Source organism: Phenylobacterium sp. GW821-FHT12F10, assembly GCF_058806695.1.
The window spans coordinates 2,025,075-2,047,956 of the sequence record NZ_JBXAPY010000001.1; the positions used below are offsets into that span (position 1 = coordinate 2,025,075).

Here is a 22,882-nt window from a genome sequence, read left to right on the forward strand (position 1 = left end):
GATCGACAAGCCCACCGACGGGAGACCCCAGATGACCGCCGACGCCCAGCACGAACTCGTCCTCGAACGCGTCTTCGACGCCCCTCCGGAGAAGGTCTTCCAGGCCTGGACCGATCCCGCCATCCTGCCGCGGTGGTTCGCGCCCCGGCCCTTCACCACGCCGAAGGTGGAGATCGACCTGCGCCCCGGCGGCGTCTTCAACGTCGTGATGCGGTCCGAGGACGGGACCGAATACCCCAATCCCGGCGTCGTCCTGGAGGTGGTTCCCGGCCGCAAGCTGGTCACCACCGACGCCTTCGGCCCCGGCTGGGTCCCCGCCGGCCAGCCCTTCATGGTGGCCGAGGTCACCTTCGAACCCCTCGAGGGCGGGAAGACGAGATACACCGCCCGCGCCCGCCACTGGACCGCCGAGGCCAAGGCCCAGCACGAGCAGATGGGCTTCCACGAGGGCTGGGGCCAATGCGCCGACCAGCTGGCCGAGGTGCTGGCCACGATGTGACGCCCGCGGCGGAAAATCCCCGGCCCCGCTGTCGGGTCGCCGCCGCCCCGTTCGTCCTAGGATCACAGCGCCGCAGGCGCGCGCACATCGGAGAGCCGATATGACCCAGACCATCGATCCCGTGTTCAAGGGGGTCATCCCCTATCTCAACGTCGAGGGCGCCGGCGCGGCCTCGGAGTTCTACCAGAAGGCCTTCGGGGCCAAGGAACTGGCCCGCATGCCCGCCGAGGACGGTAAGCGGTTCATGCACATCCATCTGGAGATCAATGGCGGCTCGCTGATGCTGGCCGACAGCTTCCCCGAGCAGGGCTACGCCCACCAGCCCTCCCACAGCTTCACCATGCAGCTCATCGTCCCCGACCTCGACGTCTGGTGGGCGCGCGCCATCGCCGCCGGCGCCACGGCCACCACCGAACCCCAGGTGATGTTCTGGGGCGACTACTGGGGCGCCATGGTGGACCCGTTCGGCGTCCACTGGGCCTTCAACCAGCCCGTCGAACAGGCCTGAAAATACAGGACAAAGGGGGAGAAAGCTCATGTCCGCCGAAACCACCTCGAAAGCCATGGCGTGGACCGGCCGGGTCCTCACCGGCCTGTTCGCCGCCTTCATGGTGATGGACACCGGCATCAAGCTGGCCCGCCTGCCCGTGGTGGCGCAGACCCTGGCCCAGCTCGGCTATCCGCCGGAGCAGGGTCTGGCCATCGGGATCATCGAGGCGGTCTGCCTGGCCCTCTATCTCTGGCCGCGCACGGCGGTCCTGGGCGCCATCCTCTTCACCGCGGTGATGGGCGGGGCCATCGCCAGCCATATGCGTCTGAACGATCCCCTGGTCAGCCACACCCTGTTCGGGGTCTGGCTCGGCCTGCTGATGTGGGGCGGCCTGTGGCTGCGGGACGGGCGGCTGCGGACGATGATCCCTCTGCGGCGCCCCTAGGAAAACCTCGTCCCAGGCGCCCGACCTGTCGATTTCGCGGCGCCTGGTTCGTCGTTGTGGCAAGGCGCGCCTGTCGCCGCCTCGGAGGAGACCCGTCCCATGCCCCGCTACCTGCTCACCATCTACCAGCCCGACGGCCCGGCCCCGCCGCCGGAGCGGCTTGGCCCGATCATGGCCGACCTGGCCCAGGTCAACGCCGACCTGCGCGCCGCTGGAGGCTGGGTTTTCGCCGCTGGCCTGACGCCGGGCGCCCCGGCCCACGTGCTGCGGCTCACCGACGGCCAGGTCCAGATGACCGACGGCCCCTTCGTGGAGGCCAAGGAGCATGTGGGCGGCTTCACGGTGATCGAGGCGGCGGACCTCGAGGCCGCCCTCAGCTGGGGCGCCCGCTTCGCCAAGGCCATCACCCTGCCCATCGAGGTTCGCCCTCTGCAGGCGAACGACTGAGCCTCAGTGGGCCTTGGCGGGCCGCATCCTGTGGACCAGGTGCAGGACGCCGACGATCACCGCGCCCACCGCCAGGCCCACCAGGGCCGAGCCCGCCGCGAAGCCGATCCACCCGGTGATCCCGCCGACCCCCGGGACCTGGCCCGTCCAGTGGGACAGGCCCTCCACCAGGTGCGGGATGGCGTTCCAGCCGAAGTGCTCCAGGCCGTGCACCAGGATGCCGCCCCCGACCCACAGCATGGCCGCCGTGCCGATGGTGGACAGGCCGGCCAGGACCGGCGGCATGGCCCGCACCAGGCCGCGCCCCAGGGCCCTGGCCCCCCGCGTGCGCCGCTGGGCCAGGTGCAGGCCGATATCGTCCATCTTCACCAGCAGGCCCACCACTCCATAGACCCCGATGGTCAGCAGCAGGCCCACCAGGGCCAGGGCCGCGGCCTGGATGGCCAGCGGCCGGGCGGCGACGTCGGCGAGGGCGATGAACATGATCTCCGCCGACAGGATCAGGTCGGTGCGGATGGCCCCGGCCACCTTCTCCGCCTCCAGCTCTGTGGAGGAGAGCGCCAGGTCCTCCTCGTCGTCTCCGGCCTCGTGCGGCAGGAAGACCTCCAGGATCTTCTCGCTGGCCTCGAAGGTCAGGTAGGCGCCCCCCAGCATCAGCAGGGGCGTCACCAGCCAGGGGGCGAAGGCGCTGAGCGCCAGGGCCCCGGGCAGCAGGAACAGAAACTTGTTGCGCAGGGAGCCCATCGCGATCTTCCAGACGATGGGCAGCTCGCGGTCGGGGGTGAAGCCCATGGCGTAGCCGGGGGTCACCGCGGCGTCGTCCACCACCACGCCCACGGCCTTGGACCCGGCCTTACCGGCCGCCCCGGTCACATCGTCCACGGAAGCCGCGGCGATCTTGGCGATCCCCGCCACATCGTCCAGCAGCGCGGCGAGGCCGGAAGCCATCTGTCAGTCCCTCTGAGAAACTCGGTCCGCCTCAAATCGGTGAAAACGCCTGCGCCTCCAAGCGGAAACTCCCGGGCCATGACCGCACAGGTAATGGCGGCGCTTCGGCCGCTTCCCTAGGCTGAAGCCAGGCAATTCGAGAAGGGACCCTCCATGACCATCTTCTGGCGCAACTGGCTGTCGGCATGGTGCTGGGGCGTGGCCCTGTTCGGTCTGGTCCTGGCCGGGGCCGGGCTGGAGGCGACCAGCGCCCCGACCCGCCTGATCTTCGGTATCCTGGGCGGCCCCGAGCCCCTGGACCTCGACGCCCAGATGCGGTTCGCCCTGGCCATCACCGGCGCCGTCACCCTCGGCTGGGCGATCACCCTGAGGGCCGCGCTCGCCGCCGCCTACGAGCTGGGGGCCCGCGCCCGGCCCGTCTGGGTCGGGATCACCACCGGCCTGCTGGCCTGGTACCTCCTCGACAGCAGCCTGTCGGTGGCGACCGGCTATGGCCTCAACGCCGTTCCCAACACGATCATCGCTGCGGCCTTCCTGGTTCCGATCCTGCGCGGCGGCGTCCTGCGCCGAGCGTAAGCCGGGATTAACCCTGATCTCCGAAGCTGCGGGGCCCCGGAGACTTCGATGACGCGCCTGGCCCTGGTGATGATCGCCCGCGACGAGGCCCACCGCATCGCCCGGGCCCTGGACAGCGCGCGGCCCCACGTCGACCTGATGATCGTGCTGGACACCGGCTCCCTCGACGCCACCGCCGAGGTCGCCCGGGCCTGCGGCGCCCAGGTCCACGACTTCGCCTGGGTCGACGACTTCGCCGCCGCCCGCAACGCCGCCCTGGACCTCTCGCCCGCCGACTGGAACCTGGTGCTGGACGCCGACGAGTGGATCGAGGCCGGCGCCGAATGCCTGGCCGCGCCCCTGCCCCAGGACGCCATGGGCTGGGTGCGCCGCGACAACCTGCTGGACCAGTCCGGCGCCGACACCCTGGCCCAGACCTGGATCCCCCGCCTGCTGCCCCGAGGCGTCCGCTACGAGGGCCGCATCCACGAACAGCCGGTGGGCCCGGCCAAGGGCGTCCGCCTACCCCTGACCCTGGGCCATGACGGCTTCACCGCCGAGAACCTGGCGCGCAAGGGCGACCGCAACGAGGTCCTGCTGATGGCCGAACTGCGGGACCAGCCGGAGGACCCCTATCTCTGGTTCCAGCTCGCCAAGGAACTGCAGGTCCGCGGCCGCCCGCCCCAGGCGGCGCTGTGCTTCACCGAGTCCCTGCGCCTGGCTCCCGCCGACGTCCCCTGGCGCCACAGCCTGGTGGTCCGCGCCGTCACCGCCCTGAAGGAGGCCGGCCAGCTCGACGAGGCCCTGGCCCTGGTCGCCGCCGAGACCCCGGCCTGGGCCGCCTCGCCAGACTTCCACTTCGCCGCCGGCGACCTCTATCTGGCCTGCGCCACCGCCGCCCCCGACCGCGCCGTGGGCGAGTTCCTGCCCCTGGCCGAGGCCGCCTGGAAGACCTGTCTGGAGATCGGCGAGCAGCCGCACCTGGATGGCGCGGTGCGCGGCCGCGGCGGTCACATGGCCGCCCACAACCTGGCGGCGCTCTACGAGACCTTCGGCCCGCCCGAGGCCGCCGCCAGGTACCGCCAACTCGCCGAGGCCGGCTGAGCCCCATGCTGGATCGCCGCGGCCTCTTCCTCCTGCCCCTGCTGGGCGTTGCTCTGGGGGGCCGCGTTGCGGCGGCGTCCGAACCCGTCAAGATCGCCTTTGTCGACACCGGCAACACCGGCCGCAGCCTGATGGCCGAGACCCTGGCCCGGGCGCTCGCCGCGCGGCGGAACCTGCCCATCGCGGTGATCTCGCGCGGCCTGGACGTCGATCCCTTCGACGAGGCGCCGGAAGCCAATGCCCGGCGCCTGATGGCCGACCGTGGCTTCGATGTCGCCGCCCACCGCGCCCGGCGCCTGGAGGCCCCCGACGTCGCCCACGCCGACCTGATCCTGACCATGACCCAGGCCCACGCCGCCAGGGTGATCGCCCTCTATCCGGACGCCCGGGCCAGGACCTTCACCCTGGCCGCCTACGCCGCCGGGACGGACGCCCCGATCCCCGACGCCTGGGGCAAGCCGATGGCCGCCCATCGGGCGGTCCTGGCCCAACTGGACCTCTACCTCCCCCTGGCCCTGGCCAAGGCGGTGGCGGGCCGCCCTAGCCGGTGACCCGGGCGGAGGCCAGGATCGCCTCCACCTCCGGCAGGCTGGCTTGGAAGTAGTGCTCTGCCGGCGCCAGGTAGACAATCAGGTACAGCTTGCCCGAGACCTCGGCCACCACGCCGGTCCCCTTGATCTCCAGACCCTCGCTGGTGGCGGCGTCCAGGTCGAAGCGCACCCCCGGCGCGCCGCCCAGCGTCGCGGCCCGGGGATGGGTCAGCTCAACCCGCTGATAGCCCATGGCCGCGACGCTGTCGGACACGAACTCCAGCCGCTCGCTGGCCGACATCCCGGCCCGCACCAGCGGGGTTGGGCGCTCCTTCACATAGGACCGGACGATGTTGTCGCCGGGAACCAGGCCGCTGCCGACATAGAGGGCGTTCAGCAGCGGGCCATCGATGGACAGCACGCGGACCTTCTTGCCGCGATTGAACATGATCGGGCTGATATCCGACCACATCCGGCCCAGGGTCATCTCTTGGCCATTGCCGGCCTGGAACCGGCCGGCCGGCGCGGCGGTGACGGTGGCGCAGCCCGCGAGGCTCAGCGCGACAAGTACGGCGGCCAGGGGCCGGATTACGGTGCGCATGGTCAATTCCCCGATTTCAAGCTGTTCAGACTGTCTTGCACGATCCAGGCGTCCTCCGCGGCGGGCGTCTTGGCCAGATAGGTTTCGTAGGCGACCCTGGCGCCGGCGGCGTCGCGCTCTTTGCGCCGCAGGTCGCCCAGCTCACGCCACACCGCCACCGGCGCGTCCGGATAGGCCGCCGCCGCCAGATAGGCGTCCCGCGCCAGGGCCAGATCACCCTCGCCGCGCCGCTGCCGATAGGCCTCGCCGCGATAGAAGTTCAGCACCCCAAGATCCTCGCCGTCGGTGGCCAACCGCCCGATCAGGTGCAGGGTCTGGCCGAAGTCCCGCCGTCGCAGGTCGTCACGCAGCCAGGCGGCCAGATGCGGCCGGATCGCGGCCCGGTGCCGGGCGCGTCCAGCCTCCCCTGTGTCTGGCACGGCCCGGAGGTCGTCCTGCAAGGCGGCGATCCGTTCGGCGTCCACGGGGTGGCTGGCGAAGATGTTGGTGCGGGCGCCCGAGGTGCGGACACGCTTGAAATCCGAAGCCGCGGTCTCGTCCATCTGGGCGCGCCACACCCCGGTGGCCGCCGTCGGCGCGTAGCCGGCCTGGACGGCGCGGGCGAGGCCGAGGCGGTCGGCCTCCAGCTCGTTCTCCCGATCGTAGCCGAACAGCGAGGCCATGCCCGCCAGATAGACCACGTCGATCAGGCCCCGCGTCGCATCCATGATCGAGCGCGCGCCGTCATAGGTCTGGGCGCCGCTGGCCGCGGCCACGCCCGCCACCGCCACGCCGGCCGACAGCACCATCATCGCGTTGGCCGTCGACTTCTTCCGCCGCCAGGACAGCAGGGAGTGGTTGCGGTCGAAGTGGCTGACCTCGTGGCCGAGGATGAAGGCCAGCTCGGCTTCGCTGGTGGCCCGGAGCAGGCTCCCGGACCAAACCTCGGTATAGCCGTTGGGCGCCATGGAGGCGTTGAAGAACGGCCGGTCCATCACATAGACCCGGATGTCGGCGCAGTGATCCCGAGCGACCTTGCAGGCCACGTCACGGACATAGGCGGTGAGCGCCGGATCACGGTCCAACTCGGCCGATTGCCGGGCCACCGTCTCGGCCTGGTCGGACACCGACCACAGCCCGCCCTCGTCGCTGGCGACGTCGGGCCGCACGCCCGCCAGCCGCTGGGCCTGGGCGGGCGTGGCCAGGCTGGCGACGGCCGCGGCGATCAGCAGACCAGAGCGCATCGGCCCGCTCAGAGCGGCGCGTCCTTCAGCATCGCCGTCACCAGGATCCTGGCGCCCTCCGGCTGGCGCATGTCGGCGTTGGGTCCGGCGAGCGCGGTGTTGTACCAGACAATCTTGCCGGTCTTCAGATCCACCAGGGAGGCCATGGCGTACTGGTTGCCCAGCGGGACGCTGACCCCCAGGGCCGCGAACCCGATCATCGCCACCACGCGGCCGCCGCTGGCATAGGTCCCGCGCGCGGTGACGAACATGGCGTAGTCGGCCTCATAGGCCGCGCCCAGCGCCTGGGCGCCGTCGCCGATCGTCCAGTCGAAGGCCCCCTTCTTCGTGGGGATGTAGCCATAGGGGATGGATTTGGTGACCGCCTCGTTGAGCCGCAGAAGCTGACCGGTCCGACCCTCCATCGCGCCTTCGGGATTGACCATCCGGAACTGGTGCGCCCGCGCCTTCAGCGACGAGGACATCTCGGCCGTCAGGTTGTCCTTGCCCTGCTGGCTCCAGTCGGCGCGCGGGTCCTGCAGGCCCGAGGCCGTCAGGACCGCCAGGTGCACGTCCGGCTGCAGCAGGATGATCCGGGCGCCCGCCGGCGGCTTGGGCCCGTCCTTCACGGCCAGTTGGGTGCTGGTGGTGGTGCAAGCGGCCAGCAGCAGGCAAGCGGTCATGGCCGCCAATACGCGTTTCATCAGATGGAGCCCCCCGGCCCGTTTAAGCGCGGCGTGGTCGCCGCGTGCGCAACCTAGACGGTTATCGCCTCGCCTGTCGACGACGAAAAGCCATGCGGCGAAGCCTACCCATTTGACACCCAAGGCCACGCTCGGTACTTGCTCTTGCGACTCGTTATTAGTTGCAAGAGAGAGACCTTCCATGACCGCCTCCCCCCGCGCCCTGCTCCTGGCCGGCGCCGCCCTCGCCGCCGCGTCGATCTGCACCGCCGCCTGGGCCGATGACGACGCCGAGGCCGGCGCCTTGGTGGAAGGCGTGATCGTCACGGGCGCGCGCGCCCACACCTCGGCGGTCACCGGCCTGGACATGAGCCTGAAGGAGACCCCGCAGTCGGTGACCATCGTCAGCCAGGCGCGCATCCGCGACTTCGCGCTCACCAGCGTCAACGACCTGCTGGCCCAGGTGACCGGGGTGAATGTGGAGAAGGTCGAGACCGACCGCACCTATTACAACTCCCGCGGCTTCGACATCACGAACTTCCAGGTGGACGGCGTCGGCCTGCCGCTGATCTGGGGCATCCAGTTCGGCGACCTGGACACCGTGCTGTTCGAGCGGGTGGAGACCGTGCGCGGCGCCAACAGCATGATGACCGGCACGGGCAACCCCTCGGCCACCGTCAACTATGTGCGCAAGCGCCCCACCCCCGAGTTTCAGGGCGGTCTGGCCGTGCAGGTCGGCTCCTGGGAGGACTACCGCCTGGAGGCCGATGTCGGCGGCGCGCTCAACGCCAGCGGCACGGTGCGCGGCCGGCTGATCTACGCCAATGAGGACAAGGGCTCCTATCTCGACCACTACCACGTCAACCGGAACGTCTATTCCGGCATGCTGGCCTGGGACGTGACGCCTCGGCTCACCGCCACCGCCGGCTACGCCCTGCAGGACAACCGCTCGCGCGGCGTGCTCTGGGGCGCCCTGCCCCTGACCTATTCCGACGGGACGCGGGTGGACTATCCGGTCTCGGCCACCACCTCGGCCGACTGGACCCACTGGAACGTCAAGGACCAGACCGCCTTCGCCGAGCTGAACTACCGGTTCGACAACGGCTGGAAGATCAACGGCGTGGCCACCTACAAGCGCTTCGACGAGCACGCCAAGCTGCTCTACGCCTATGGAAATCCGGACCCCGTCACCGGCCTCGGCGTCTTTGGCATGAGCGGCGTCTATCCGTCGGAATACGAGAGCTACATCCTCGACGCCTACGCCTCGGGCCCCTTCCAGCTGTTCGGCCGCACCCATGAGCTGGTGATCGGCGGCCAGGCCTCGCGCTCCACCGGCCAGGAGATCGAGGACTTCTCGGCCGACACCATCGTCTTCCCCGCGGTCGGCCAGTGGGGCTCCGTCCAGGTGGCCGAGCCCAGCTATCCGGGCCCCTACCTCGCCTCGGACCAGTCCGACCGCCTGGCGCGGGTCTACGCCGCCGTCCACCTCGACCTCACCGACAGCCTCAAGGCCGTCGTCGGCTTCAACGCCCTGAAACTGAAGTCCAAGGGCTATTCCTACGGTGTCGACACCCCGCGCGACGACAGCGAGGTCAGCCCCTATGTCGGCGTGGTCTGGGACCTGACCCCCAACATCTCGGCCTATGCCAGCTACACCGACATCTTCAATCCGCAGTCCGAGGTGGACATAACCCACGCCACCCTGGCGCCCGCCCACGGCAAGGCCTACGAGGCCGGCGTCAAGAGCGACTGGCTCGACCACCGCCTGTTCCTCACCGCCGCGGCCTTCAAGTCCGAGCAGTCGAACCTGGCCGAGTACGCGGGCAGCTTCCCGGACGGGAAGAGCTACTATGCCGGGGTCGACACCACCGTCACCGGCTATGAGCTGGAGGCCTCGGGCGCGCTGACCGACCGGTGGACGCTCAGCGCCGGCTGGACCGACCTGAAGATCGAGGACGCCGGCGGCGCGCCGACCCGCACCTATGTGCCGCGCAAGACCCTGAAGGCCACCACCACCTATCTGTTCCCCCAGCTGCGCAACCTGAAGCTCGGCGCGGCGGTGCGCTGGCAGGGTGAGGTCTCGGTGCAGGACCTCGTGCGGATCGAGCAGAAGGCCTACGCCCTGCTGGACCTCAGCGCCGGGATCGACGTCACCGACAAGGTGCGCGCCACGCTCAACGTCAAGAACGCCGCCGACCGGAAATACCTCACCAGCCTGATGTGGAACCAGTCGCACTACGCCGCCCCGCGCAGCGTCGCCCTGCGCCTCGACTACAGCTTCTGAGGTCGCCGCCATGGACGCCCTGCGCCCGGCCCTGACCTTCCTCCACCGCTGGGTGGGCCTGGCGATCGCCGGCTTCCTGTTCGTCTCCGGCGTCACCGGGGCGGTGATCTCCTGGGACCACGAGCTGGACGACCTGCTCAATCCCCGGCTGATGTTCGCCCAGTCCAAGGCGGGGTCGCCCCTCCCCGCCCTGGACCTGGCCCGCGCCATCGAGGCCCGCGACCCGCGCGTGATGGTCACCTATGTCCCCCTGGCGCCGGAGCCTGGGGGGACGCTGGCCTTCGGGGTCGAACCGCGCCAGGACCCGGCCACCCGCAAGCTGTTCGAACCCCGCTACAACCAGGTCTTCCTCGACCCGGCCACCGGCGCCGAACAGGGCCGGCGCGCGTGGGGGGCGGTCTGGCCGATCACCCGGGAGACCTTCGTCTCCTTCCTCTATGTCCTGCACTACAGCCTGCACATCCCGGCCTTCTGGGGGATCGACCGCTGGGGGATCTGGCTGCTGGGGGGCGTCGCCATCCTCTGGACGATCGACTGCTTCGTCGGCTTCTACCTGACCCTGCCCCCGCGCCGCGCCGCGGACGCCAGGGCCGGACGCGGCTTCTGGGCCCGCTGGAAGCCGGCCTGGCGGATCAAGACCTCGGCCAGCGCCTATCGCGTCAACTTCGACATCCACCGCGCCTTCGGTCTTTGGCTGTGGGGGGTGCTGTTCACCGTCGCCTTCACCGCCTTCTCCCTGAACCTCTATTCGGAGGTCTTCTATCCGGTGATGTCCAAGGTCAGCCGGGTGACCCCCGGTCCCTTCGATGTCCGCAAGCCGGCGCCGCACGACAGCCCGGTCATCCCCGCGCGCACCTACGCCCAGGTTCTCGCCGTCGCCCAGGCCGACGCGAAACAACGCGGCTGGAAGGACCCGGCCGGCAGCGCGTTCTATTCCCCCGAATTCGGCATCTATGGCGTGGCCTTCCACCCGCCCGGCGGCGACCATGGCGCGGGGGGCGTCGGCCCGCCCTACCTCTACTATGACGGAACCACCGGCGCGCTGCTGGGGGACCGCCAGCCGTGGAAGGGCACGGCCGCCGACATCTTCCTCCAGGCCCAGTTCCCCCTGCACTCGGGCCGCATCCTGGGCCTCCCCGGCCGCATCCTGATCTCCATCACCGGCCTGGTGGTGGCCGCCCTCAGCGTCACCGGCGTGGTCATCTGGCAGCGCAAGCGCCAGGGCCGGGTGAAGCGGCGGCGGTCGCGCCGGGCGCAGCGCGCTCACCCTGGCCAAGACCCCGGGCGCGCCGTCAGCCGCCCTTCCGCAGAGGTCTCGAGAAGCCCGTCTCCACCGGGCTGAAGCCGGTGGCCTGGCAGAATTCCGCCAGGCCCTCGGCCTCCAGCGGCGCGGCCAGGACCAGTTCGCCGCAGCCGGCCATCCGCGCGGCCTGGGACGCGGCCTTCAGCAGCAGTCGCCCGATTCCCCGCCGCCGCGCCTCGGGCGCCACCAGCAGGGCGCTCACCACCCCCTGGGGCCGATCGGCCAGCAGGCCCTGGCGCGCGTGCAGCACGATCAGCCCGCTGGGCGGCCCCCACTCGACCGCCAGCAGCACCGTGGCCCGCTCGGCCCGCATGCGCTCCAGCCGCGCGCCCACCGCCGCCGCCGAGCCGCCCAGCAGCTCGGCGAGGCCCGGCGCGTCCACCGCGTCGGCGGCGCGGATCTCCAGTCCATGGCGGGTGGTCAAGCGTCTCTACCTCGGCGCCGGGCGGCGCCCACAGACCCTAGCCCGCCCGGCTGCGATCGGCGACAGGGGGCTGCGCCCTCAGGCCCGCCCGCCGTCCCGCCAGGGCGATCGCGAAGGCCACGGCCACCAGCCCCGCGGCCACGGTGAAGGTGGCGCCCATGCCGGTCGCCAAAGCCTGGGGCGAGGCGCTCGTGACGTCCCTCGCCGCCGAGGCCAGGGCGAACACCGCCCCCAGCACCGAGGCTCCGGTGATGAGCCCCAGGTTGCGCGACAGGCTCAGCAGGCCTGCGATCACCCCGCGCTGGTCGGGCGCGACGTCGGTCAGGACGGCGGTGGTGTTGGCCGCCTGGAACAGGGCGTAGCCGCCGGTGACCACCACCATGGCGCCGATGTAGCCCCCGGCCCCGAACCTGGCCGGGGCCACCGCCAGGGCGAGCAGGCCCGCCGTCAGGCTCGCCAGGCCCGCCAGGGTCATGGCCGGCGCGCCGAACCGGTCCGCCAGCCGCCCGGCCGGCGCCCCGCTCAGGGCCGCCACCAGGGGTCCCGCCGTCATCACCAGCCCGACCCGCGCCGCGTCCAGCCCCAGGCCGCCCGACAGGTAGAAGGGCCCCACCACCAGGGTGGCCATCATCACCGTGGCCACCAGCAGGCTCATGGCCAGGCCGGCGGCCAGCCCCGGTCGCCGGAACATCGCCAGGGGCAGCAGGGGCTGGGCGGCGTGGCCCTGCCAGATCCAGAAGAGCGCCGCGCCCGCGACCGCGAGCAAGCCCAGCGGGAGGGCCCCCTCGCCCGCCCCGGTCATGGCCAGGGCGTAGACGCCCAGGGTCAGGGCCAGCAGGGCCGTGCCCACCGCGTCGAACCGCCCCGCCCTGGCCCGGGGCGGATCGGCCGGCAGGGTGCGGGCCGCCAGCACCAGGTTCAGGATCCCCAGGGGAAGGTTGATCAGGAAGATCATCCGCCAGCCGAACCCCGATATCAGCAGCCCGCCCAGCGACGGCCCCAGCGTCGTCCCGATCGCCGACATGCTCCCCAAGAGCCCCATGGCCGCCCCCGTCCGCCCCTTCGGAACCGTCTCCCCCACCAGGGCGAGGGTCAGGGCCATCATGACGGCCGCCCCCAGACCTTGAGCGGCGCGGGCGGCGATCAGCAGCTCGAGGCTGGGGGCGAGGCCGCACAGCAGCGAGGCCAGCGTGAACAGGCCGATCCCGGCCAGCAGCAGCCGACGGCGCCCCAGCAGGTCCCCCAGCCGCCCGACCCCGACGATCAGGCTGGTGAGCGCCAGCAGATAGGCCAGGACCACCCACTGGGCCTGCTGGAACGAGGCCTCGAAGGTCCGCGCCAGGGTCGGCAGCCCCACATTGGCGATGCTGGTGTCCAGGGCGGGCATGAGCATGGACAGCGACAGGCCCGCCAGGGCCCATCGCGCCCCGGCCTTCGCCTGCCTGACTTCGATCCGTGTCATCGCGCCGCCTCCGCCTTCGCTCCGGATGGGAGCGCCGCGACCCTAGGGCCCGGCCCGGCATGGCGGAACGCGCACGGTTTGCATTTCATTCGTGCATATGACGCCATACATGGCGACCGATGCGCGCGAGGACCGCTCCATGACCGACCTCAACCTCCTCGTCGCCCTCGAGGTCCTGCTGGCCGAGGGCGGCGTCGCCGGCGCGGCGCGGCGCCTGCGGCTCAGCCCCTCGGCCATGAGCCGCACCCTCGCCCGCCTGCGGGCGGCCACCGGCGACCCCCTGCTGGTGCGCGCCGGCCGCGGCCTGGTCCCCACGCCGCGGGCCCTGGAGCTGCGCGACCAGGTCGGCCCGCTGGTGGAGGCGGCCCAGGCCCTGCTGCGCCCGGCCCAGGCCCTGGACCTCGACCGGCTCGTCCGCACCTTCACCCTGCGGGCCAGCGAGGGCTTCGTGGAGACCTTCGGCCCCGCGCTCATCGCCCGCCTCGCCGCGCAGGCGCCCGGCGTGCGCCTGCGCTTCCTGGCCAAGACCGACCGCGACTCCGCTCCCCTGCGCGACGGCCGCGTCGACCTGGAGACCGGCGTCGTCGGCCAGGCCCAGGGTCCGGAAATCCGCGCCCAGGCCCTGTTCCGCGACCGCTTCATCGGCGTGGTGCGCCCGGGCCACCCCCTCGGCGAGGGCGAGATCACCCCCGCCCGCTACGCCGGCGCCCGTCACATCCTGGTCTCGCGCCGGGGCGCCGAGACCGGCCCCGTCGACGAGGCCCTGGCGCCCCTGACCCGCGAGATCGCCACCACCGTCGGCGGCTTTTCGGCGGCCCTGGCCCTGGCCCGCGCCTCGGACCTCGTCGCCACCGTGCCGGAGCGCCACACGGCCCCCCTGCGCGAAGGTCTGTTCAGCTTCCCCCTGCCCGCCGCCCCGCCGGAGATCACCGTCTCCCTGCTCTGGCATCCCCGGATGGACGCCGACCCGGCCCACCGCTGGCTGCGGGGCTGCGTGCGGGACGTGACGGCCTGAGACGCCCCGGCCGCCCGTCGGCCTAGACGGAATAGAGGATCTTGGCGTTGCGGGTCTTCTGGAAGGCCTCCAGCGTCTCGCCGCGCATGTGGGCGTAGACGTGCAGGTTGCTGAGGCCGACCACCGCCGCCAGCTTCTCCAGCACGAAGAAGATCGCCCCGTACTGGATCAGCGCCCGGAAGTCGCGGCGCCGGATCATGTCGCGCTCCTCGCCCGAGAGCCCCGCCCGCTCGAAACAGGCCTCCGGGTCGGACAGGAAGGCCGCGCGGGCCTCGGGAAGCACCAGGCCGTGCAGGAAGCTGTTGAGCCGGAAGGTGAGCACGCTGCGGTCGAGGTCGAAGGGATAGGTGCCCTCCAGGGTCTCGGCGCCGGCCAGTTCGCGCCCCGCCCGCGCCCGCGCCTCGGCCGCCTGCGGCGCCGAAAGCGGCTGGGCCTGGTTCTCGTAGATCGCGGTGCCGATGGCCGTCATCGAGGGCAGGTAGACGTCGCGATGCAGGCATTTGATCGAGGCCGACAGGGCGCCGCGCATCACCAGCCACATGATGACCTCGGCGCTCTCCAGGCCCCCGAGCCGGGCGTACTCGGCCTGGGTCATCCGGGTCAGGGCCTCGGGGTCGTGCTCGAACAGGTCGAGGAACTGCTGGTCCCAGGCCAGGTTGTTGAACCCCGCCCGCTCGCCGTGGACCTGGTGCGACAGCCCGCCGGTGGCGACGATGGCCACCGTGATGTCCTCCGGAAAGCTCTCGATGGCGGTGCGCAGGGCCTTGCCCAGCTTGTAGCAGCGCGCCGCGCTGGGCGCCGGGAACTGCAGGACGCCGACCTGCAGCGGCACGATGGCCGCGGGCCAGGGCCCATCGCCCTCGCGCAGCAGCGACAGCGGCGAGAGGCAGCCATGGTCCAGGGGCTTGCCCTGGAAGAAGGACATGTCGAACTCGTCGGCCATCAGGGCGCGGCCGATGTGGCGGGCCAGCGCCCCGTGCCCCGGTATGGGCGGCAGGGCCCGACGCCCCGCCCCCTCGTCGGCGGGCTCGTAGGATTCGCCGATACCCAGGCAGAAGGCCGAATAGTGATCGAAGAAGAAGGAGGTGACGTGGTCGTTGTAGATCACCACCAGGGCGTCGGGCGCCTTCTCCCGCAGCCAGAGCTTGATGGGCTCATAGGCCTCGAAGATCGGCTTCCAGACCGCGTCCTCCTGCTTGTTGTGGTCTAGGGCGAAGCCGATGGTCGGGGTGTGCGAGGTGGCGATGCCACCGACGATGTGGGCCATGACGGAGGTCCTTCGGATCAACGGTGGAGGCGTGGGCGGCGGGCGTCATTCGAACCGCACCAGCCTCGCCAGCAGCGCCGCCAGCAGCAGCGGCGCGCAAAAGATCCCGAACACCGCCACCAGGGGCAGGTGCTGGCTCAGCGCCCAGCCGCCGACCATCGGGCCCGTGAAGGCCCCGATCCGGCCGATGCCCGAGGACCAGCCGATGCCGGTGGCGCGGACCGCGTCGGGATAGACCCGCGCCCCGATCGGATAGAGGGCGTTGACCCCGCCCTGCAGGGTGACGCCGATGACGAAGGCCCCGGCCAGCACCCCGGCCAGCGGCAGCGCCACCCCGCCGAACACCAGGAAGGCGCCGGCCGCCGCCACCAGGAGCACGCAGGCGAGCGTGCGGATGTCGACCCGCGCGCTCAGCAGGCTCATCCCCACCGTGCCGACGAAGGCGCCGAGGTTGTAGACGGCGCTGGCCAGGATCGCCTGGGTCTCCGGCAGGCCGGCCTCGATGGCCAGCTTGGTGATCCAGCTGGCGATGAAGTAGAGCGCCATGAAGCCGCAGATGGTCGCGCCCCACAGCAGCATCGAGGCCGGCAGGCGCGGGCCGGCCACCACCTCGCGCAGGCGGGTGCGGGCCTGGCGCTCGACGGTGGAGATCTGCGCCGGCACCAGGGCCAGGACCAGCGGCACGAACAGGGACGAGACCAGGCCGGTGCCCACCAGCACGTTGCGCCACCCGTACAGCGGCAGGGCCCAGGCGGTGACCAGGCCGGTGATCATGGCGCCGAGGGGATAGCCGGCCTGCAGCACGCCGACGGCGAAGCTCCGCCTCTGTTCCGGCGCCGCCCGGGCGGCCAGCGCGGCGATGCTGGCCAGCACCGTGCCGATGCCGGTCCCCACGCAGAACCGCAGGGCGACGAGCTGGCCGATCGACTGGGCTCGGCTGCTGGCCAGCATGGCCAGGGTCATGATCGACAGGGCGATGAGGATCATCCGGCGGCGGCCGAACCGGTCGGCCAGGGGCGCCAGGCCGAGCCCACCCAGGGCCATGCCCGCCAGGCCGATGCTGAAGACGATGGAGAGCTCGGCGGGGCTGACGCGCCATTCCTTCTGCAGGGCCGGGGCGATGTAGGACATCACCAGGATGTCCATGCCGTCGACCATGTTCAGCAGGAAGCAGACCAGGATGGTCAGGGCCGCGGCGGGCGAAATGCGCCCCGCCGCCGCGACCGGGACCTCCGTCACCCGACGTCGGGTCACGCCGCCCCGCTCGCGTCGTCGGCCGCCAGGCGCCGCCGGACGATCAGGGCCAGGGGCACGGTGTAGAACAGGTGGGACACGAAACCGCCCAGGATGACGTTCACGTCGAGATAGTTGGGGTGGTCGTCCCCCACCACCGCGATCGCCACGTGCATCACGATCCAGATCAGCGCCGCGAAGACCATGGCCAGCAGGGTGGCCTCCCAGCCGCGCCGCCGGAACCCGGGCCAGACCAGGGCGAAGGCCACGCCCCAGGCCAGGGCGAAGGTGAAGTGGATCCCGGTCCCGACGACATAGGCCAGCGGCCCCAGCGCCGCCTGCGCGCCCTTGCCGAACACCAGGCCCACGGCGTTGCGGGGGATGCCCTCCAGCGGCATCAGGTGCTGGACCCCGACCCAGACCAGGGCCTCATAGATCCAGATCACCACCCCGCCTGTCAGGCCGCCGGTGAGGCCAGCGCCGATCGCGCGCCTTGGCATGGTCATCGCTGGCCCTCCGCCGCCCGGCCGCCTCAGAACTTCACCAGCACGGTGCCGCCGAAGTAGCGGTCGAAGTCCCGCGGCAGGGTCTGGGCCACCGCCCCGGCGCCGCCCACCGATCCGGAGATGCGGCGCAGGCCGGCGACGTACTGCTCGTCGAACAGGTTCTTCACATAGAGGCTGATCTTCAGCCGGTCGCCGGGGGGCGTCAGGTTGACCGCCGCGTTGGCGACCCCGAAGGACGGCCGGAACCAGACGGAGTTGGGATTGTTGGCGTCGGCCAGGTTGGTGAACAGGGTCTTGTCGGTCCAGGTGTAGTTGGCCGAGACGTTGACGCCCCAGTCGCCGAGCGCGAAGTCGTAGACCCCGGTGAGCCCGTACTTGCTCTCGGGCGCGTTCAGCGGGACGCCGCCCTTGATGTTGAGGGTCGGGGTCACGAACAGGTCGTCGAACTTGTTGTCGGCGAACAGGAAGTTGCCCGTCAGCCGCAGTCCGGTCATCGGCCGCAGGGTGAGCTCGCCCTCGATCCCCTTGGTGAACAGCTTGCCGGCCGAGCGCAGCACCGGCGCGCCCGAGCCGTCCGTGCCCGACGACGAGGTCTGGTAGCCGAAGAAGGTGGTGTCATAGGCCGTCAGGTTGGCGGTCAGGCGGCGGTCGAACCACTGCGACTTGACGCCGATCTCCCAGGACCGCGAGGTCTCGGGCCCCACCGGGCTGGCGTCGAAGCCGGCCTGGGTGACGTAGATGTCGGCGTCCACCGCCTGGGCCTTGTAGCCGCGGGCCCAGGAGACATAGGTCATCAGCTCCGGCGAGAACTCGTACTTCGCCGTCACCCGGCCCATCAGGGCGCTGTCGGTGAACTTGCGGTTGGCGTGGAACTGCGGGGTGCCCACATTGGCGCCCGGCGCGACCTGGCCGGCGGGGTTGATGTTGGTGGGCGAGCCGATGTGGTCGCCGTTGGGGCCGGTGACCTTGTCGTGGTCCCAGTCCAGCCGGTCGCGCACGGCCCGCGCCCCGGCGCTCAGGGTCAGCTTCTCGGTGGGATGGAAGTTCAGGTTGGCGAAGATCGCCGCGTTGACCGTGTGGACCTTGGTGATCAGGTCGGCCAGCACATAGGCGGTGTCGCGGTTGACCGTGACGGTGTTGGGCGTGGGGAAGCTGACATTGCCCGGGATGTTGGAGCGCACCCCGGCGATGGTCAGGTCCCGCTCGGTCTTGGCGTCGTAGTAGTAGAGGCCGGCGATGTAGTCGACCGCGCCCCCGACCGGCGAGGCGATGCGCAGTTCCTGGCTGAAGGTGTCGTTCTTCTCCAGGCTGTTGCTCTCGCCGCAGACCCCGTTGCGGCAGGAGAAGCTCAGCGGATTGAGCAGCAGGGCGTCCAGCCGCGTCAGGGCGTCGGCCGCCGAGATCCCCGGCACGGTGGCGTTGAACAGCTGCTGGGGGGTGACCCCGGTGAACGGCGCGTTGGTGCCGTCGCGGTCGCGGATCGCGAAGTCCTTGTACTGGCGGTAGGCGGTGATGCTCGTCAGCGTATGGCTGCCGATCTCGATGTCCCCGGTCAGGGAGACCCCGGCGTTCTTCTGGTAACCCTCCTGCTGGGTGTTGAAGTTGACGAAGCGGTTGTCGGGCCCCACCGGCGTGCCGGTGAAGGCGGCGGTGACGTTGCCCGAGGCGGCGGGGACCCGGATCGGCTCGCCGCAGCAGTCGGCCTCCCGGTCGCTCCAGTCGCCGGCCAGGGTGAAGCTGATCCCCTCGGCGGGCTCGTACAGCAGCTTGCCGCGGAAGCCGTAGGACTCGACATTGTTGACGGTCTGGCCGGTGGCGATGTTCTTCACCACCCCGTCCTCGTGCAGGTAGTAGCCGAACAGGCGGAAGGCGAGCTGGTCGTTGATCGGGCCGGTCAGGGTCAGCTTGGCGGTGCGCTCCCCGTGCTCGGCGATCCCGAGTTCGCCGCTGCCCTCGAAGGCCTCGCGGTTGGGGCCCTTGGTGACGATGACCACGGCGCCGGCCGAGGCGTTCTTGCCCTGCAGCGTCCCCTGCGGCCCGTTGAGCACCTCGACCCGCTCCAGGTCGCCGATCCCGTCGAAGACCGAGCCCACCCGGGTGTAGACCACCCCGTCGACGATGGTGGAGACCGAGGGCTCGACCCCCACCGAGAAGCTCTCGGTGCCGATGCCGCGGATGGAGAAGTTGAACAGGCGGGCCTCGTCGGCGGCCTGGAAGTTCAGCGAGGGCGCGAACTGGACGAAGTCCCGCGCATTGTCGATCGCCAGGTCGTCCAGGGCCTTGGCCTCGATGGCGGTGACCGAGACCGGCACCGACTGCAGGCGCTCGGACCGCTTCTGGGCGGTGACGATCACCTCCTCCACCACCGGGCCGGTGGTGGCGGTCTGCGCGAAGGCGGCGCCCGAAGCGCCGGCGAACGCCATGGTCAAAGCAAGCACAGACACGCTGGAACGATGCGTCATAACCGTTTCCTCCCCCGAGATGACGGCGTTGCGCCGCCTTGTTTGGACTCCGAGTAAACTGACCAGTTAGTCAAATCAACAACCAACTGACCGGTTAGTCCATTGTGCGGCGCACACCGGACGCGCTACGATCCGGCCATGGAACATCGATTGAAGAGCGCGCCGGCCGCCGCGGGCCCCGACCGGGCGCAGGCCCCGAGGCGCAAGCTCCGCGACGCCGACGCCACCCGCGACGCCATCCTGCGGGTGGCCACCGAGGACGTGGCGGCCAAGGGCCTGCACGGCTCGCGGGTGGAGGAGATCGCCGCGCGCACCGCCACCAGCAAGAACATGATCTACTACTATTTCGGCAGCAAGGAGGGCCTCTACGCCGCGGTCCTGGAGCGCGCCTATGCCGACTTCCGCTCCGCCGAGGCCGGCTTCGACTACGCCCCGCTGCCGCCGCTGGAGGCCCTGGCCGCCCTGGCCGGCAACACCTTCGACGCCCACGTCCGCAACCCCCACGTGGTGCGGATCCTGATGACCGAGAACCTCGACCACGGCCGGCACGGCGACCGCATCGACCACTCCGCCCAGCGCCGCCTGGTGCTGGAGGCAACCGGGGCGATCCTGGCGCGCGGGGTGGCGGCCGGGGTGATCCGGGCCGACGGCGCCGACCCCCTGCAGTTCCACCTGACCATCAGCGCCCTCAGCTTCTTCTTCGTCGGCAACCGGCACACCTTCGGCAAGGTCTTCGACTACGACATGGCCGACCCCGCCAACATCGCCGCCCGCCGGGCCGAGGTGATCGAGATCATGCTGTCGCGGTATCGGGCCTGAGGCGGCCCCTGCCCCGCCGCGCGGGCTGGGCTATACCGGGCGCCTGGCCGCAGCGAGGAAGCCCCCCGTGACCCCCGTCCCCATCGTCTACTTCTCCGACCTGCTCTGCGTCTGGGCCTATATCGCGCAGCTGCGGATCGACGCCGTCCGCCGCGCCTTCGGCGACCAGGTGGTGTTCGAGCGCCGCGTCTGCTCGGTGTTCGGCGACACCGCCCGCAAGATCCCCGCGACCTGGGGCCAGGAGGGCGGCTACCAGGCCTTCAACGCCCACCTGCGCCACGCCGTCACCGCCTTCCCCGAGGTGGAGCTGAACCCCGAGGTCTGGCTCACCGCGCGGCCGGCCTCCTCCTGGAGCGCCCACCTGTTCCTCAAGGCCGCCCAGCTCGACGAGGCGGCCGGCGGCGGCGTCCCCGGCCTGGCCGAACAGCTGGACCGCGCCCTGCGCCGCGCCTTCTTCGTCGAGGCCCGCGACATCGCCCGCCGCGAGGTCCAGGACGAGGTGGCCGCGGGCCTCGGCCTCGACCTTCCCCGCATCGGGGCCGCCATCGCCGACGGCCGCGCCTTCGCGGCGCTGGCCAGCGACCACCAGGACGCCGAGGCCATGCGCATCCAGGGCAGCCCCAGCTTCGTGCTCAATGACGGCCGCCAGAAGCTCTACGGCAATGTCGGCTTCCGCATCCTGGAGGCCAATATCCAGGAGCTGCTGCGCGCCCCCACCCCCACCCAGGCCAGCTGGTGCTAGGGGCTAGGCCCAGCGCGCCGCCGCCTCGTCGCGCAGCTGGCGCTTGAGGATCTTGCCCGAGGCGATGCGCGGCAGGGGCTCGGCCGCGAAGTGGAAATAGCGGGGGATCTCGAACCGGGCCAGGCGCGGTTCCAGGAACGCCCGCAGCTCGGCCGCGTCGAGGGCCGAGCGGGCGTAGATCGTGGCCCCCACCTCCTCGCCCAGCCGGTCGTCGGGCACGCCGTAGACGCTGGCCTCGATCACCTCGGGATGCTCCAGCAGGGCGGCCTCCACCGCGCCGCAGCCGATGTTCTCGCCGCCGCGGATCACCAGGTCCTTGATGCGGTCGACGATGTAGACGAAGCCGTCCTCGTCCACATAGGCCACGTCCCCGGTGCGCATCCAGCCGTCGACGAAGGTCTCGGCGTTGGCGTCGGGCCGGTTCCAGTAGCCGCGCATGATCGAGGCGCCGCGGATCTGCAGCTCGCCCCGCGTCCCCGCCGGCTGCGCCACCCCCGCCTCGTCGACGATGCGGATGTCCAGCACGCCCGACACCCGCCCCGAGCTGGCCGGATGGGCCAGGTAGTCGGCGCCGGCGATGCTCGTGCCGATGGCGTTGGTCTCGGTCATGCCCCAGCCGGTGTTGGGCGCGGCGTTGGGGAAGGCCTTGTCGATGGCGCGGACCTGTTCCGGCGCCCGGCTCGCCCCGCCGCCGCCCACGGCGATCAGCGAGCTCAGGTCGCGCCCCTCGCGGCGGGCGATCTCCACCAGGTCGCCGGTCACCGCCGGCGGGCCGTTGAAGCCGGTGATCTTCTCGCGCTCGATGATCTCCACGGCCTGGGCCGGGTCCCACTTGTACATGCAGACCAGCCGCCGCTGGGCGCGGAAGCTCTGCAGCAGGCTGACGTGCAGGCCCGAGACGTGGAACAGCGGGATGGACAGCAGCGCCGCCGGCTGCGGCCCGCCGGCCACGGGCGCGAACCCCGCCAGCATGCCCGCCTGGGCGTCCAGCTCCCACGACAGCAGGGCCGACATGATGTTGCGGTGGGTCGAGACCGCCCCCTTGGGATGGCCCGTGGAGCCGGAGGTGTAGAGCATGATGGCGTCGTCGTCGGGCGCCACCTCGCGCTCGGGCGGCCCCGCCCCCACCGGCGCGGCGCTGGCCATCACCTCGTCATAGCTGCGCACGCCGGCCGCCAACGGCTTGGTGGCCCGCACCGCGATCACCGAGAGGCCCGCCGGCGCATCCTGGCAGGCCGCCAGCCGGTCCAGACGCTCCTGGTCGGCCAGCAGCAGCTTGGCGCCGCTATCCTTCAGGCCGTATTCCATCTCGTGCGGCTGCCACAGCGCGTTCATCGCCACCGCGATCGCCCCGATCGAGGTCGCCGCCATGAAGCCCAGGATCCATTCCGGATAGTTGCGCATGGAGATCGCGACCCGGTCGCCCGTCTCGACGCCGTAGTCGCGGGCCATCACCGCGGCCAGGTGCTGCGAGCGCGTCCAGGCCTCCTCGAAGCTCAGCCGCTCGTCCTCATAGACGATGAACGGCAGGTCGCTGCGCCCGGCCTCGAACAGGGCCCGCAGATTGGCCGGCGCGTTCTTGAACGCCCGCACCCGCCGCCCCAGGGCCTCGATCTCCACAAGCTCATAGGGCAAGCCCTCGCCGGTCAGCTGCGCCAGCGCCTCGATCCTGTTCACGTGTCTCTCATCCCCAACCGCCCGGACTTCGCGCCAGGCTGACGGAGCGTTAGGCGCCAGAGTTCGGCGGCGATGTCCAGCCACCCCGCCGCGATCCCGTTCCCCCGCTCATCCCGGCGACCGCGAAGCGGCGGCGCGAAGCCGCCAAGGCCGGGCTCCCGATTCATCCCGGGCGGCGGGCCGG

23 protein-coding genes are annotated in these 22,882 nt (G+C 71.3%); 12 read left to right on the top strand and 11 right to left on the bottom strand.

Going from position 1 to position 22,882, the window contains the following annotated elements:
* Positions 1-31 precede the first annotated feature (31 nt).
* From AC1RN5_RS10210 to AC1RN5_RS10225, 4 genes are all read left to right on the top strand, one after another.
* Positions 32-499 carry an SRPBCC family protein gene (locus AC1RN5_RS10210; protein WP_493041039.1) on the top strand — a complete coding sequence of 156 codons (468 nt, stop codon included), beginning with the start codon at positions 32-34 and terminating at the stop codon, positions 497-499.
* A gap of 100 nt (positions 500-599) precedes the next feature.
* The gene (locus AC1RN5_RS10215) at positions 600-1,007 is read left to right on the top strand and encodes a VOC family protein (RefSeq protein WP_493041040.1); all 408 of its coding nucleotides are present in this window, start codon (positions 600-602) and stop codon (positions 1,005-1,007) included.
* Between the two features lie 28 nt (positions 1,008-1,035).
* Entirely contained in the window at positions 1,036-1,434 is a 399-nt protein-coding gene (locus tag AC1RN5_RS10220) for a DoxX family protein (RefSeq protein ID WP_493041041.1), read from the top strand.
* 99 nt (positions 1,435-1,533) lie between these two features.
* Complete coding sequence (locus AC1RN5_RS10225) at positions 1,534-1,881, top strand: YciI family protein (protein ID WP_493041043.1); 348 nt, start codon at positions 1,534-1,536, stop codon at positions 1,879-1,881.
* A 3-nt stretch (positions 1,882-1,884) separates the two neighbouring features.
* On the opposite strand, the gene AC1RN5_RS10230 is transcribed toward AC1RN5_RS10225, so the two are convergent.
* Positions 1,885-2,829 (bottom strand): DUF808 domain-containing protein, encoded by a 945-nt coding sequence (locus tag AC1RN5_RS10230; RefSeq protein ID WP_493041044.1) that lies wholly within the window; start codon positions 2,827-2,829, stop codon positions 1,885-1,887.
* A 153-nt stretch (positions 2,830-2,982) separates the two neighbouring features.
* On the opposite strand from AC1RN5_RS10230, the gene AC1RN5_RS10235 reads away from it, so the two are divergent.
* Genes AC1RN5_RS10235 through AC1RN5_RS10245 form a run of 3 tightly spaced genes read left to right on the top strand, consistent with a single transcriptional unit; the run spans position 2,983 to position 5,039 of the window.
* Complete coding sequence (locus AC1RN5_RS10235) at positions 2,983-3,405, top strand: hypothetical protein (protein WP_493041045.1); 423 nt, start codon at positions 2,983-2,985, stop codon at positions 3,403-3,405.
* A 48-nt stretch (positions 3,406-3,453) separates the two neighbouring features.
* Positions 3,454-4,488: a glycosyltransferase family 2 protein gene (locus AC1RN5_RS10240; RefSeq protein ID WP_493041046.1), complete on the top strand. Its 1,035-nt coding sequence runs from the start codon at positions 3,454-3,456 to the stop codon at positions 4,486-4,488.
* Positions 4,489-4,493: 5 nt separating this feature from the next.
* Complete coding sequence (locus tag AC1RN5_RS10245; protein WP_493041047.1) at positions 4,494-5,039, top strand: arsenate reductase/protein-tyrosine-phosphatase family protein; 546 nt, start codon at positions 4,494-4,496, stop codon at positions 5,037-5,039.
* Here the strand turns inward: AC1RN5_RS10245 and AC1RN5_RS10250 are convergent.
* The 3 genes from AC1RN5_RS10250 to AC1RN5_RS10260 are packed head-to-tail and all read right to left on the bottom strand — an operon-like array spanning position 5,029 to position 7,525.
* Positions 5,029-5,619, bottom strand: a complete 591-nt coding sequence (locus AC1RN5_RS10250) for a hypothetical protein (protein WP_493041048.1) — start codon at positions 5,617-5,619, stop codon at positions 5,029-5,031. The genes AC1RN5_RS10245 and AC1RN5_RS10250 overlap by 11 nt on opposite strands.
* A gap of 2 nt (positions 5,620-5,621) precedes the next feature.
* On the bottom strand, positions 5,622-6,842 hold the full coding sequence (locus AC1RN5_RS10255; protein ID WP_493041049.1) for a M48 family metallopeptidase: 1,221 nt from the start codon (positions 6,840-6,842) through the stop codon (positions 5,622-5,624).
* Between the two features lie 8 nt (positions 6,843-6,850).
* Positions 6,851-7,525: a hypothetical protein gene (locus AC1RN5_RS10260; protein WP_493041050.1), complete on the bottom strand. Its 675-nt coding sequence runs from the start codon at positions 7,523-7,525 to the stop codon at positions 6,851-6,853.
* 181 nt (positions 7,526-7,706) lie between these two features.
* On the opposite strand from AC1RN5_RS10260, the gene AC1RN5_RS10265 reads away from it, so the two are divergent.
* A complete protein-coding gene (locus AC1RN5_RS10265; protein ID WP_493041051.1) occupies positions 7,707-9,788 on the top strand; it encodes a TonB-dependent siderophore receptor in 2,082 nt (693 codons plus the stop codon).
* A gap of 10 nt (positions 9,789-9,798) precedes the next feature.
* Complete coding sequence (locus tag AC1RN5_RS10270; RefSeq protein WP_493041052.1) at positions 9,799-11,130, top strand: PepSY-associated TM helix domain-containing protein; 1,332 nt, start codon at positions 9,799-9,801, stop codon at positions 11,128-11,130.
* Here the strand turns inward: AC1RN5_RS10270 and AC1RN5_RS10275 are convergent.
* Complete coding sequence (locus AC1RN5_RS10275; protein WP_493041053.1) at positions 11,081-11,515, bottom strand: GNAT family N-acetyltransferase; 435 nt, start codon at positions 11,513-11,515, stop codon at positions 11,081-11,083. The genes AC1RN5_RS10270 and AC1RN5_RS10275 overlap by 50 nt on opposite strands.
* Positions 11,516-11,552: 37 nt before the next feature.
* Positions 11,553-12,977: an MFS transporter gene (locus AC1RN5_RS10280; protein WP_493041054.1), complete on the bottom strand. Its 1,425-nt coding sequence runs from the start codon at positions 12,975-12,977 to the stop codon at positions 11,553-11,555.
* Between the two features lie 109 nt (positions 12,978-13,086).
* On the opposite strand from AC1RN5_RS10280, the gene AC1RN5_RS10285 reads away from it, so the two are divergent.
* On the top strand, positions 13,087-13,992 hold the full coding sequence (locus AC1RN5_RS10285) for a LysR family transcriptional regulator (RefSeq protein ID WP_493041055.1): 906 nt from the start codon (positions 13,087-13,089) through the stop codon (positions 13,990-13,992).
* Between the two features lie 22 nt (positions 13,993-14,014).
* Here AC1RN5_RS10285 and AC1RN5_RS10290 read toward each other — a convergent pair whose 3' ends face one another.
* From AC1RN5_RS10290 to AC1RN5_RS10305, 4 genes are read right to left on the bottom strand one after another with little or no spacing between them, the layout of a single operon-like run.
* Entirely contained in the window at positions 14,015-15,259 is a 1,245-nt protein-coding gene (locus AC1RN5_RS10290; RefSeq protein WP_493041056.1) for a gallate dioxygenase, read from the bottom strand.
* 45 nt (positions 15,260-15,304) lie between these two features.
* On the bottom strand, positions 15,305-16,513 hold the full coding sequence (locus AC1RN5_RS10295) for an MFS transporter (protein ID WP_493041057.1): 1,209 nt from the start codon (positions 16,511-16,513) through the stop codon (positions 15,305-15,307).
* Positions 16,510-16,998, bottom strand: a complete 489-nt coding sequence (locus tag AC1RN5_RS10300; protein WP_493041058.1) for a hypothetical protein — start codon at positions 16,996-16,998, stop codon at positions 16,510-16,512. Before AC1RN5_RS10300 ends, AC1RN5_RS10295 begins: the two co-directional genes overlap by 4 nt.
* Positions 16,999-17,024: 26 nt before the next feature.
* The gene (locus tag AC1RN5_RS10305; protein ID WP_493041059.1) at positions 17,025-19,421 is read right to left on the bottom strand and encodes a TonB-dependent receptor; all 2,397 of its coding nucleotides are present in this window, start codon (positions 19,419-19,421) and stop codon (positions 17,025-17,027) included.
* Between the two features lie 177 nt (positions 19,422-19,598).
* Here AC1RN5_RS10305 and AC1RN5_RS10310 point away from each other — a divergent pair, with 177 nt between their 5' ends.
* Positions 19,599-20,279, top strand: coding sequence for a TetR/AcrR family transcriptional regulator (locus tag AC1RN5_RS10310; protein ID WP_493041061.1), 681 nt, complete (start codon positions 19,599-19,601; stop codon positions 20,277-20,279).
* 67 nt (positions 20,280-20,346) lie between these two features.
* The gene (locus AC1RN5_RS10315) at positions 20,347-21,021 is read left to right on the top strand and encodes a DsbA family oxidoreductase (protein WP_493041062.1); all 675 of its coding nucleotides are present in this window, start codon (positions 20,347-20,349) and stop codon (positions 21,019-21,021) included.
* 3 nt (positions 21,022-21,024) lie between these two features.
* On the opposite strand, the gene AC1RN5_RS10320 is transcribed toward AC1RN5_RS10315, so the two are convergent.
* Positions 21,025-22,698: a class I adenylate-forming enzyme family protein gene (locus tag AC1RN5_RS10320; protein WP_493041063.1), complete on the bottom strand. Its 1,674-nt coding sequence runs from the start codon at positions 22,696-22,698 to the stop codon at positions 21,025-21,027.
* Between the last annotated feature and the right edge of the window lie 184 nt (positions 22,699-22,882).